12 protein-coding genes and 1 pseudogene are annotated in these 10610 nt (G+C 47.3%); 4 read left to right on the forward strand and 9 right to left on the reverse strand.

Annotated features, from left to right (window positions below; all coding sequences use genetic code 11):
* Positions 1–566: 566 nt before the first annotated feature.
* The 6 genes and pseudogenes from QUA54_RS32795 to QUA54_RS32820 all read right to left on the reverse strand — a co-directional run bounded on the left by QUA54_RS32795 (position 567) and on the right by QUA54_RS32820 (position 5937).
* Positions 567–1913, reverse strand: coding sequence for an FAD-dependent oxidoreductase (locus tag QUA54_RS32795; RefSeq protein ID WP_333419037.1), 1347 nt, complete (start codon positions 1911–1913; stop codon positions 567–569).
* 275 nt (positions 1914–2188) lie between these two features.
* A complete protein-coding gene (locus QUA54_RS32800) occupies positions 2189–2938 on the reverse strand; it encodes a glucose 1-dehydrogenase (RefSeq protein ID WP_333204942.1) in 750 nt (249 codons plus the stop codon).
* A gap of 114 nt (positions 2939–3052) precedes the next feature.
* Positions 3053–3877: an alpha/beta hydrolase gene (locus QUA54_RS32805; protein WP_333204940.1), complete on the reverse strand. Its 825-nt coding sequence runs from the start codon at positions 3875–3877 to the stop codon at positions 3053–3055.
* A gap of 284 nt (positions 3878–4161) precedes the next feature.
* Positions 4162–4518 (reverse strand): hypothetical protein, encoded by a 357-nt coding sequence (locus QUA54_RS32810; protein ID WP_333419039.1) that lies wholly within the window; start codon positions 4516–4518, stop codon positions 4162–4164.
* 80 nt (positions 4519–4598) lie between these two features.
* A pseudogene (locus QUA54_RS32815) lies at positions 4599–5636 on the reverse strand (IS701 family transposase).
* Positions 5637–5679: 43 nt separating this feature from the next.
* A complete protein-coding gene (locus QUA54_RS32820; RefSeq protein WP_333419041.1) occupies positions 5680–5937 on the reverse strand; it encodes a hypothetical protein in 258 nt (85 codons plus the stop codon).
* Between QUA54_RS32820 and QUA54_RS32825 the strand changes: the two genes are divergently transcribed.
* From QUA54_RS32825 to QUA54_RS32835, 3 genes are all read left to right on the forward strand, one after another.
* The gene (locus QUA54_RS32825) at positions 5936–6469 is read left to right on the forward strand and encodes a hypothetical protein (protein WP_333419043.1); all 534 of its coding nucleotides are present in this window, start codon (positions 5936–5938) and stop codon (positions 6467–6469) included. The genes QUA54_RS32820 and QUA54_RS32825 overlap by 2 nt on opposite strands.
* Positions 6470–6693: 224 nt before the next feature.
* Entirely contained in the window at positions 6694–6903 is a 210-nt protein-coding gene (locus QUA54_RS32830; protein WP_333419044.1) for a hypothetical protein, read from the forward strand.
* On the forward strand, positions 6873–7226 hold the full coding sequence (locus QUA54_RS32835) for a hypothetical protein (RefSeq protein WP_333419046.1): 354 nt from the start codon (positions 6873–6875) through the stop codon (positions 7224–7226). Before QUA54_RS32830 ends, QUA54_RS32835 begins: the two co-directional genes overlap by 31 nt.
* A gap of 221 nt (positions 7227–7447) precedes the next feature.
* Here the strand turns inward: QUA54_RS32835 and QUA54_RS32840 are convergent, their stop codons facing one another.
* Both QUA54_RS32840 and QUA54_RS32845 read right to left on the reverse strand, forming a co-directional pair.
* On the reverse strand, positions 7448–8200 hold the full coding sequence (locus QUA54_RS32840) for an SDR family oxidoreductase (RefSeq protein WP_333419048.1): 753 nt from the start codon (positions 8198–8200) through the stop codon (positions 7448–7450).
* A gap of 57 nt (positions 8201–8257) precedes the next feature.
* Entirely contained in the window at positions 8258–9001 is a 744-nt protein-coding gene (locus QUA54_RS32845; RefSeq protein ID WP_333419050.1) for a 3-oxoacyl-ACP reductase family protein, read from the reverse strand.
* Between QUA54_RS32845 and QUA54_RS32850 the strand changes: the two genes are divergently transcribed.
* Positions 9000–9737 carry a TetR/AcrR family transcriptional regulator gene (locus QUA54_RS32850; protein ID WP_333419052.1) on the forward strand — a complete coding sequence of 246 codons (738 nt, stop codon included), beginning with the start codon at positions 9000–9002 and terminating at the stop codon, positions 9735–9737. The two genes, QUA54_RS32845 and QUA54_RS32850, sit on opposite strands and share 2 nt — an antisense overlap.
* A gap of 118 nt (positions 9738–9855) precedes the next feature.
* Here QUA54_RS32850 and QUA54_RS32855 read toward each other — a convergent pair whose 3' ends face one another.
* On the reverse strand, positions 9856–10212 hold the full coding sequence (locus QUA54_RS32855; protein WP_333419054.1) for a hypothetical protein: 357 nt from the start codon (positions 10210–10212) through the stop codon (positions 9856–9858).
* Positions 10213–10610: the final 398 nt, after the last annotated feature.

The following is a 10610-nucleotide window of genomic DNA, read 5'->3' on the forward strand; positions in this document are numbered from 1 at the left end:
TGCGCTTGAATTATACTGTCAAATCTTTGAACAATTTCCCTCACCATCCTACCTCAATTAAGATGCGATTACCCTGCCTTATTGACCAGATTTTTCACCCATTGAAAATCTGCGGTCAAAACTTAAAATTATTCTCCGTTCTATCTAGACTACTAATTATCAAGAATTAGGAAAAGCACTCTTAGTTTGCGTTTGGGTCTGCGTTACATCGTCAAATATTTTTAACTGCTTTACACACTGCTGTTATTGTACCTCATCTTTTTGAGAAAGGCTATAAGCCAAAAACCTAGGATTCTGACCGAGAAGCTTTAAGGGGAACAACCCCGCAGGGGGTAGGTTCCGTTTTAACCATTTATTTCAAGAAACTACCCACGTCTTCTCTCTTTTAAACAGCCTATAAACTGAAGCTGACACTCAATTTTTATTCGGGAATAAACCTTCAGTTCGCTAGCCGAAAAGAACTCTCAATCGGGGTTTTATTTTTTGGCACTATTTTATTCTACATTTTGAAGTGCCGAGTGTGGGATAAAACCTCTTCATATATTCGGACACCCAGGCATATTATCTCAAAGCAGCAACCGTGCCAGACTGGGTAAAGCTTCACCATAGGTGGGATGGATATGAACCGATCGCTCTAACAACTGCCAAGTTGCTCCCGCCTCCATCAGGGATAAAAATACATGAACCAGTTCCGCAGTTTCGTAGCCCACTAAGGTTGCTCCCAGGATTTTGTCTGTGTCGCTGTCGATTACCATGCGATAAAATCCGAGGTCATGCCCCCACTCGATCGCACGCGCAATTTGGCTCATAGGTAACGTAACCGCACGCGCGTTGATGCCTTGTTTCTGAGCCTGTTCTAACGTCATCCCCACTCGCCCCACCTGGGGTTCTGTGTATACCGCATAGCCAAGAACGCGATCGCCTCGCGTCCGGTTTTCTCCACACAAAATAGCTTTTAAACGGCGATAGTCCTCCCATGAAACATGAGTAAAGGCAGGCTGTTTGGCAGCATCCCCAATCGCATAGACACCAGCACAGGTTGTATGAAACTGGTCGTCAATTTTGACAAACCCTTTATCATCTAACTCAATTCCGCTGGCGGCTGCATTTAATGCACCTGTATTTGGTTTCCGTCCGATCGCAACCAGCAAAGCTTCTCCCTGAAGTTGTTCGCCATTGCTCAGCGTCAGATTAAATACATTATTCTCATAGGCAACCTGATTTACATTCACCCCAAAATTGAGATCAATTCCATCCTGCTTGAAGGCTTCTGCTAAGACCTCGCTGACATCAGCTTCTTCTCGATCTAAAAGGCGTGAGCCTCGCACAATTAAGTGAGTCTGACTGCCCAAACGCGCCAATCCCTGCCCTAATTCCAAGCCAATATAGCCCCCTCCAATCACCAATAAACGGGCGGGTTTAGTGTTCAAGTCAAAGAAATTGCGGTTAGTCAGGTAGGGAGTTCCTGCCAGACCGGGAATCTCAGGAATCAGCGATGACGTACCCGTGTTAATAATTACTAGAGGAGCCTGAACGGTGACATCCCCACCTTTGACCGTCCGTTCACCCACAAAAGAAGCTTCAGCACAAATTACTTTGACACCCGCAGTTTCCAATCGCTTGCGAATCCCCTGATTAAAATCGCTGCGGATTCCCCGAACTCGCTCCATGACAGCGGGAAAATCCACTTCAACCTCCGCGTGGATGCCTAATTTCTTGGCCTGACGCGCCCGACCTGCTGCATGAGCCGCTGCTAAAAACGCTTTGGACGGAGTGCAGCCATAGTTAATGCAACTACCGCCTAAAGCATCCCGTTCAAACAAGACAACCTTGCGCCCCTCATTGGCAAAATCAGTCGCCAGTGGAATGCCACCTTGACCGCTTCCTATCACAATGACATCTGCTGTTTCCATTAGCGCTAAACTCCTTGGGGATAATTTGCTTTCATAACACTTTCACACTCCAAGTTCAAAACTCTCTGCTCGTTGAGATAGGGTTTGGATTGAGTTATCACATCATCATTCGGCATTGCTGAAAAGTAATGATTTTCTTACCTAGGAATTTGCTTTTGAAATAGCTAGATCGTTACCAAATCAGCAATGCCTTGCATGGAATGGTACCGACTGCGGTTAGGATGCTTTAGCTTTGCGCTGTACTTCGTATACAGAAAAACGCAATGCCATCAAAGCTAGCGAAGACCACCCGTAATATACAGAGTTTCGCCAGTAATCCATCCTGAATCAGAGGACGCAAGGAAAACGACGGCAGGCGCAATGTCTTGCGGCTGTCCGATTCGACCCAGCGGAGTGTGCGCTTCAATTTGTTTGCGACCTTCGCTCTGAGCAATTCCCGCTGTATACGAACCTTCCGTTTCCACCATCCCAGGATTGATTGAATTGACACGGATGTGGCGTGAACCGAGTTCTTTGGCAAGCGACTTCGTGATGGCATCGACCGCTGCTTTGGTAGCATTATAGACTGAGCCGTTCGCGGGTGCGAGAGTGCTGACGATCGAACTGATATTGATAATGCTACCGCCTTCTGGCCCGAAGTGCTTTATACCTTGTTGTGAGGTGAGGAGCAATCCCAGCACATTGAGGTCAAATTGCTTGTGGAAGTGCTCTTCCGTGATGTTTTCCAGTGGGGAAAATTCATAAATGCCAGCATTGTTGACCAAAATATCTAGCTTGCCGAAAGCTTTTTGCGTTTCTGAAAAAAGATGTTCGATCTCTGCCTTTTTAGCAACATTTGCCTGGACTGCGATCGCCTTACCGCCTGCGCTGGTAATTTCATCAACCACGCGATCGGCCCCTTCTTTGCTTGATGAATAGTTAACGACAACTGCTGCACCTTCGGCTGCCAGATGTTTGGCGATCGCGGCACCAATACCTTTAGACGCACCTGTGACGACTGCGATTTTTCCTTCTAGTTTTTTCATCGTTATAAGTGTTGTGATTGTTGAGTTTGAACAAGCTGTCCGAAACGGTTGCGAACCTAAGAGAATGGACCCGTTCGGATCTTTAACTGTGATGTCTCACATTCGCGCACCTAGTCAGGACTTGAGGAATTCCAGCAGGTCGGCGTTGAGTTGGTCTTTACTCGTGTCGCCCAGGCTATGCGATCCGCCGGGATATATCTTCAAAATCGAATTCTTGACCAGCTTCGCAGACAACAGGGCAGAAGCACCAATCGGCACGATCTGATCGTCATCGCCATGAATAATCAACGTTGGCACGTCGAACTTCTTCAAATCTTCGGTGAAATCTGTTTCCGAAAACGCTTTAATGCAGTCATAAGCGTTCTTATGGCCAGCCATCATCCCCTGCATCCACCACGACTGGATCAGACCTTGGGAGACTTTGGCACCGGGTCGGTTGAAGCCAAAGAACGGGCCACTGGCCACGTCAAGGAAAAACTGCGATCGGTCAGCCAAAAACGCCGCCCGAAAGCCGTCAAAGACCTCAATGGGCAGCCCACCCGGATTCGCATCCGTCTTGACCATGATCGGCGGCACTGCGCCCATTAACACTGCTTTGGCAACCCGTGATGTTCCGTGTCGCCCAATAAACCGCGCCACTTCGCCACCGCCGGTAGAGTGTCCGATCGTCACCGCATCCTTTAGATCCAGCGCCTCGAATAGTTCCGCCAGATCGTCAGCGTAGGTGTCCATTTCATTGCCGTGCCAGGGTTGACTCGATCGCCCATGACCCCGACGATCGTGGGCGATGCAGCGATAGCCGTGCGAGGCGAGAAAAAACATCTGCGATTCCCAAGCATCCGCACTAAGCGGCCAACCGTGACTGAAGACAAGGGGTTGTCCTGTACCCCAGTCTTTGTAATAGATTTGTGTACCATCCTTAGTAGTGATTGTGCTCATGGGGCTCCTATGTAAATTGTGCTGATAGTTTCCCAGTCTGTATCTGATTTGGATAGTAAAGACGACTGCATCTGCGATCGGTATCCTATCGATCAATTACTACTTTATCAGTTGATACATAACTGATTTCAGAAGTCTTATTTTGATGACCCGATTGCTTGCGAAGGTGGCCAATCCGCCTTTCAATCAGTTGTCTTCATTCTTCTATTTCAGTTCCATTTAGACCGCTCAAGTTCTTTGAGTTAAGATGCCAGTTAATCTTAGGACTTACGTACTTTGTGACATCAACGAATAACGATTAGGGCAGCTAGAGCGATCGCGACAACATCCTCAACAAGGGCAGCAGGAATTGCACCAATCCGCTCAATGGCAGCTATCCGCACCGTCCGACCACCATACGCACCGACCAGTGCACCTACAACACTCAGGAGCGCTCCAACGAGTGCAACATTGCTGTTTGGTGCAGTGATGAACCATCCCACAATGCCACCACTAAGAATCCGAGCAATCAACGCAGAGCGACTGGTGCGAGAGGGAATTTGCGGCAGCATATCGGCAATTAGCTCAGCCACTGCCAGGACAGCCAGAACGAGCCCGATCGTGCCGCCACGCGCCAGAAATAAAGCAGCCGCGGCTGTCAAAGCTAGCCCTGTCAAGGTGCGATCGAGCTCAGCTAGATATATAGGACTTACGCATTGACAAAAAACATCATCTATGAATTCTAGATAATGATATCACTGCTAAGGTTGGCAAAAATATGCTCACGTACAACTAACGTGAACATATTCCGTTGTACTTCATACCAATTGCTAATTATCTTTTCAGATCGCATAAACTCCAATCTCACAAATGCTTGCAGCGAACAAAATATGTGAGTTTTGATTGCTAATGTATCTCTAACCATGAACCGACAAATTCCACATACTTGTTTTATGGCGGAAATGAAAAGTTTCAATGCCCCAATGGGTATCATGAATTGTGATAAATTCACTTCTGCTGATATCTGGGATTTTTGACTCATCTGGCAGATATAAAATATAGTGTCTAGAGTCTTCTTTTTTAAAGTCGCACCTTTACAACTTTATAAATCCAAATTCTTTCAGATGAGTTCTTAATCCTTCTTCGGGAATAGCCAGAGTGCTTACTTGACAATACTTCTGTGGCTCATTTGAGACGGTTCTATTTTTTTCAATCCCAAATAGAAACCCCAATTTCTGGTTTTTTAGAAATTTTAAGTTTTCTACTCCTGAATACCAACTATCTCCTGTTACTATTCTTGGCTTGACTCCCCAGTTTATTATTTCTCTCACCATTTCTCTAAAATAATCGTTTTTTGTTTTCCCCTCCTTTTTGTCATATATTCTGTAATTTATTGGGACTGAATTACCATTACTTTCGCTGTAATATAGCGTAATTAAATTTAAGCCAATAATAGTTTTATGGGCTTTTCCTGACCAAAAATAACTGATTAATTCGGCATTTTTGGGATCGCTGTAAATCTTTTCTATGACTGTATCGTCTACACTTAGTATCCCTCCTACTAAGTTAATGATTTTCACGCATTATGTTGAATAAATCTTTCGGTTCGTATCTCTCTCTCAATAAAAAACGGTTGACGCCCTGAATGTGAAACATCTCCTAATACCTCTGCTAGCCGACTGCACCCCCCAAACTTTGGCTCTGACAGCAAAAATAAGGTGTAGAGGTCTAGATTGCATTGTGCTGTCGATGGTAAGCGTAATTTCTCTGATTGTCCGATACCTAGAAAGTAAACGACCCATATTTATCAATGCACTATTTTGTTATTCTGTCAATGCGTAAGTCCTAATATAGAAGTTTCGCTCAATAGAGAGCCAATATTTAACGGCACACTTCCAGCGGGCGCGAGGATTTGGCGTAAAATTTGAAGGTTCGTTTCCCGCCTTGAGTGTGCCGTTATTCTGTGGGGCTAGCGCACAGATGCCGGATACAACTCGGCTTTCAATAATATAGTTATGACGCACCCCCGCATCGCTTGAAGGTGCTGATGGGAACAGTCCGTTACTGGAGGAAGCTGCCATGCTGAATGCTGTTTTCGAGCGATTTCTAACCGAGAGTCCGATTAGTGTGATGAGTCGGGGTTTGATGGAAGGGGTGCTAGCACCCGAGGCGCTCGATCGGATCTTTGAAGCCAACGCACAAGTCCAGTACACCAGAGAGTTATTGTTTTCGGATTTGGTAAATTTAATGAGTCTGGTTGTTTGTGGAATTTACCCATCGGTGAATGCTGCTTATCGCGCCCGCGCGCAACAACTCAATGTCAGTCGTACTGCCGTTTATGACAAATTAAATGGTGTAGAGCAGAGAGTTTGTGCGGCACTTGTAAAGGAAACAGCAGCAGCGATGGCATCTTTAATCGAGTTTATTGGAGGCAGTTCACCAAAGTTATTAGCTCCCTACAAAGTACGGATTATCGATGGTAATTGTTTAGCAGGAACCGACCATCGGCTGGAAGTGTTACGCCCTATAGGAGCTGAGGCACTACCGGGCAAATTACTGGTCATCCTCGACCCGCTCATTAAGATTAGCAATCGATGTGTTTCCTTGTGTTGACGGCCACGCTAAGTGAGCGATCGTTATTCGATAAAGTTTTGGCAACAGTCCAACTTGGAGAACTATGGATTGGCGATCGAGCTATGTTTACATCAGGTTTTTTACGAGGCATCACCAGAAATGGTTCACACTTCGTAATTCGCAAGCATAAAAGTTTGTCACTCACACCCGTAAGCGAGCGCCAATAATGCGGTGAAACCTCGACGGGTAAACTATTCGAGCAAATGGTTCGCTTGAATTATCCGGGTGAAGAGTTATTAATCAGACAGGTGACGATCGAGCTATTTAAACCCACTCGTAATGGAGAAAAAGAGGTCGAAATTTTAACAATACTCTCTACCACAGAAGCAACAGCAGCAGTTGTTGCCCAACTCTATATCGAATCTATATCGAACGACGGAGTGTGGAGAATCTGTTTCAAACGGTCACCGTAAATTATGAAGGTGAAATTCAAACTTTAGGGTATCCCCAAGAAGGGTTATTCTCTTTTTGTTTGGCATTAGTTACTTACAATGTTCTCGGAACCATTCGTGCAGTGATCGCTAGCGTACATGGAGTAGGTAAAAAAGAAGCTGGTCTTTCTGGCTACTATATGGTTGACGAAATTCCAAGCACATATCGGGGAATGATGATTGCAATTCCCTCGGAAAATTGGACGATTTTTACCCAGTGCGATCGAGAAACACTGGCTAATATTTTATTAGATTTAGCAGGGCGAGTAGATTTAAAAAGATTCCTCAAAAATACTCGCTACTAAGAAAAAAAAGTCGCCTCCTTATTGCGATGCACGTCACCGCCATGTATCTACTTCCTACTTCTCGATCGAGCTCAGCAGCCACTTTGAGAGGGCTAGCTAGTTCCAACCTAAAAGGGGTGCTTTACTCTGGTTTATTTCTCCCTCATTGAGTGCTTTGAGTTGAGTCCAAAGTGAACGATAAACAGCCTGCTTGGAAGATTACTGACCACTTTTAGAGCGCTTCAAATCTGTGCCATACCGCCATCAACAAACAGCTCGATACCGTTGACAAAGCTGCTGTCGTCACAAGCGAGAAAGACAACGGCTTTGGCAATTTCATCGGGCGTCCCTACTCTTCCCAGTGGGATGGTGGCGGCTTGGCTATCTACGAATTCCTGCACCTGCTCATCACTCAGTCCCAAGTGATTGTAACCAGGAGTAGGAACTACGCCAGGGCTAATGGCGTTAACTCGGATCTGGCGCTCTTTGAGGTCGAGCGTCCAATTGCGGGCAAACGAGCGCACGGCAGCTTTGGTAGCGCTGTAAACACTGAAAGCTGGAGTGCCCACGGTAGAAGCAGTCGAGGCATTCAGAATGATGGAAGCGCCCGACGGTAACAGAGGCAGTGCCTTCTGCACGGTGAATAGCACGCCTTTAACGTTAGTGTTGAACGTTTTGTCAAAGTGTTCTTCGGTGATCGATCCGAGCGGGGCGAGTTCTCCACCGCCAGCGTTGGCGAAGATTACATCCAGGCGACCTTGCTCTTGCTCGATTGTGGCAAAAAGGCGATCGAGGTCTGCCAGATTAGAGACATCGCTCTGAATACCAGTGACGTTCTTGCCTATTGCTGCTACGGCGGCATCCAATTCAGCCTGACGGCGACCTGTAATGAAGACATAGGCACCTTCGGCAACGAATCGCTTGGCAGTGGCAAGACCTATGCCGCTAGTGCCACCAGTGACAAGAGCGACTTTTCCTGAGAGTTTTTGTGACATTATTGATGATGTTTTTTTGAATAAAGTTTGGTGATTGCAAGTCTGATGACATCTCGTTTAGACTGTAAATCCGCCATCAATCTTGAGGCTTGCGCCAGTGACAAAGGCGGCTTCAGGACTGGCAAGATAAGAAACCATGGCAGCAACCTCGTTATCCCGTCCGTAGCGACCCAGGGCAATGATCTTTTTGAGCCCCTCGGCAAAGTCTCCGTCTGCGGGATTCATATCGGTATCAATGGGACCAGGTTGGATGTTGTTAACGGTGATACCACGCGGTCCAAGATCGCGGGCAAGACCGCGTGTAAAGCTGGCGATCGCCCCCTTGGTTAAGGCATAGACCGATAGCCCTGCAAAGGGGGTGGAATCACTGTTAACGCTGCCAATCATGATGATTCGTCCACCCTCACCCATGTGGCGAATCGCCTCCTGAGTTGCTACGAAAACGCCCCTGACATTCACCGCTACAAGTCTGTCAAACTCATCCATCGAGAACTGATCGATCGCAGCTAAAGTGGCAACCCCCGCGTTGTTAACTAGGATGTCGAGGCGGCCCAAGGCGTTTACGGTTTCGGCCACGGAATGTTTCACTGCTTCGACATCCGCACTGTCAGCGCGGATTGCTAAAGCTTTTCCCCCTGCAGCTTCAATGTCGCGCACCACCTCCTCAGCTTTTTGGGGCGAACTGGTGTAGGTGAGAGCAACTGCTGCCCCATCGTGGGCAAGACGTTTGGCGATCGCTGCTCCTAAACCGCGTGAGCCACCCGTAACCAATGCAACTTTACCTGCGAGTGTTTTTGTCATGATTTGCTTTGGTGGGCTTGTAATTGCCGATATCGGTGATTTACTTACCGATCGGTACAAAAAATATACCCTGGTTCAATCTTGGTGTCAAGGAAGTTTTATACTGAACGGTATGGAAACGAAAAAGCCTCATAGCGTACAGGGACGACCTCGCGCTTTTGATATCGACGAAGCTTTAGAACAAGCTTTGCAAATATTCTGGCGCAAGGGCTATCTAGGAACATCCCTGACCGATCTAACCGAAGCGATGGGCATTAACCGTCCGAGTCTCTATGCGACCTTTGGTAATAAGGAAAACTTATTCCGCAAGGCCCTCGATCGCTATCGCGAGCGGCAAACTGCCTACCTGCGTGAAGCACTCTCCGAGTCAACTGCCCGGAGAGTCATTGAGCGGATGATGCTTGGCGTTGTTGATTTGGTGACTAATCCGTGCAACCCATCAGGATGTCTCTACGCACAAAGTCTGCATTCCTGTGTCGATCCAGACAATCCACTCCATCAAGAGTTGGCAGAGCGCCGCATATCAGGCGAGGCTGCTATCCGCGATCGCTTCGAGCGTGCTGTCTCAGAAGGTGACTTGCCCTCTGATACCGATCCTGCTGCCCTCGCTCGCTTTGTCGTTACAGTCAACTTTGGAATGTCCGTGCAAGCAGCAAGTGGAGCTAGTCGCGCGGAACTCCTAGAGGTTGTTCAGATGGCTTTGCGCGCCTGTTCAGCTATAAAAAGGGGGAATTGAGGCTCAAGAGAGCGGCACAGAGATAGGGTGCGATGCCGGAGGCTGGCTACGCCGGAGCGAGTGTCGGCTCAGATGCAACGTTTCCCGTGACAGCACAGGACTTACTCACGAAGTAACATTAGCGGGTAACGACAAGGGCAGCTAGAGCGATCGCGACAACATCCTCAACAAGGGCACCAGGAACTGCACCAATCCGCTCAATCGCGGCTATCCGCACCGTCCGACCACCATAGGCACCAACCAGTGCACCTACAAAACCCAAGAGCGCTCCAACAAGTGCAACACTGCTGTTTGGTGCAGTGATGAACCATCCCACAATGCCACCACTAAGAATCCGAGCAATCAACGCAGGGGGACTGGTGCGAGAGGGAATTTGCAGCAGCATATCGGCAATTAGCTCAGCCACTGCCAGGACAGCCAGAACTAGCCCGATCGTGCCGCCACGCGCCAGAAATAAAGCAGCCGCGGCTGTCAAAGCTAGCCCGTGCGATCGATCTCAGCTAGATAGGGCTTGCTGAATAATCGATCGCTCCTGCTCTTGGAACAGCGATCGATTATTCAGCAAGCCCTATCTAGGTCTTTTAAGATTGTCAAATTTTTGGAGAGAGTTTTTTACTAACGAACATAAATTCTGGAGTTTAGACTAAGAAAAGCTGGCTCAGTTAGAAACTGAGGCATAAAAAATCCATTGGGCAGCCAAATATATGTGATTAAGAAGTCAAATTTCGATGATTTTGGAACTGACCTCGACCCTTTTTTACTGTAGTTTAGACTAACGAAAGATGAGAACGGTGGCCAAAGAAGAACTAGAGCCACCGCGCCAGGAGAGAATGAGGGTGAAAAAGAAAACCTATCCACTCCTTAAATCAACAG

Source organism: Microcoleus sp. MOSTC5 (assembly GCF_036701825.1).
GTDB lineage: Bacteria > Cyanobacteriota > Cyanobacteriia > Cyanobacteriales > Microcoleaceae > Microcoleus > Microcoleus asticus.

Excerpts from the sequence above, each read along its gene's own strand:
- QUA54_RS32850 (WP_333419052.1), top strand. The coding sequence starts at position 9,000 with ATGATTTGCTTTGGTGGGCTTGTAATTGCCGATATCGGTGATTTACTT.
- QUA54_RS32795 (WP_333419037.1), bottom strand. The coding sequence starts at position 1,913 with ATGGAAACAGCAGATGTCATTGTGATAGGAAGCGGTCAAGGTGGCATT.
- QUA54_RS32845 (WP_333419050.1), bottom strand. The coding sequence starts at position 9,001 with ATGACAAAAACACTCGCAGGTAAAGTTGCATTGGTTACGGGTGGCTCA.
- QUA54_RS32820 (WP_333419041.1), bottom strand. The coding sequence starts at position 5,937 with ATGGCAGCTTCCTCCAGTAACGGACTGTTCCCATCAGCACCTTCAAGC.
- QUA54_RS32830 (WP_333419044.1), top strand. The coding sequence starts at position 6,694 with ATGGTTCGCTTGAATTATCCGGGTGAAGAGTTATTAATCAGACAGGTG.
- QUA54_RS32800 (WP_333204942.1), bottom strand. The coding sequence starts at position 2,938 with ATGAAAAAACTAGAAGGAAAAATCGCAGTCGTCACAGGTGCGTCTAAA.
- QUA54_RS32825 (WP_333419043.1), top strand. The coding sequence starts at position 5,936 with ATGCTGAATGCTGTTTTCGAGCGATTTCTAACCGAGAGTCCGATTAGT.
- QUA54_RS32840 (WP_333419048.1), bottom strand. The coding sequence starts at position 8,200 with ATGTCACAAAAACTCTCAGGAAAAGTCGCTCTTGTCACTGGTGGCACT.
- QUA54_RS32805 (WP_333204940.1), bottom strand. The coding sequence starts at position 3,877 with ATGAGCACAATCACTACTAAGGATGGTACACAAATCTATTACAAAGAC.